Annotated in this window: 1 protein-coding gene; it reads right to left on the bottom strand. The window is 42.0% G+C overall.

The genetic code is table 11. The features are described from left to right. Positions 1-240 precede the first annotated feature (240 nt). Positions 241-681: sigma-70 domain-containing protein (locus G1O98_RS38505; RefSeq protein WP_163939725.1), on the bottom strand; the 441-nt coding region annotated here is incomplete at its 5' end.

Here is a 681-nt window from a genome sequence, read left to right as displayed (position 1 = left end):
TTTCACAGTAGAGCGGTCGCACACCAAAGGTTTCTCGTTGTGTGGGTTGTTCGCATTGCTTACATACGAAGTTGAAAACGCGAGTGTGAATTTCTCGTTTGTGCGCTCTGACGGTGTATTCTCGGACATCAATTGTTTTACTGGGCATTGACTGATTACTGTTGGGGACTTACTTCTTTAATATAGTTTTTCGTCTTAGTTCTACAAGATCCGTGCATCATCTGACGAAAGTAATTCTACTTAATCAATTAAATACTCTTGCATATCGCTTTGTCGATGGCGGAGAATACTTATCGCCTTGACCTGGATTTGACGAATCCGCTCTCGGCTGAGGTTTAGCTGTTGGCCAATCTGAGCTAGATTGAAATGCTGATCGTTCTCTAGCCCAAAGTTTAAAGTCAACACTTGACGCTGTATAGGTGTCAATGGTTCTAAGAATTTAGCTACATCTTGCGATAGAAGTTCTTGGCTAAGGAGTTTTTCTGGTGAAGCGGCATCGCTGGCTAAAATTTCGCCCAATTCTGTCTCTTTTTCATCTCCCACTTGTTTATTTAAAGAAATGGCTGTGCGAGAAGCAGTGAGATATTCTCGAAGCTTATCTGTGCTTATGTTTAATGCTGATGCAATTTCTTCGGCAGTGGCATGACGACCGAGTTTTTGAAAGCTTTCTCGCTGTACTTT

The organism is Nostoc sp. UIC 10630 (assembly GCF_010747425.1).
GTDB lineage: Bacteria > Cyanobacteriota > Cyanobacteriia > Cyanobacteriales > Nostocaceae > Nostoc.
The sequence above is the reverse complement of the archived record's forward strand: the minus strand, read 5'-3'. Positions and strand labels throughout refer to the sequence as shown.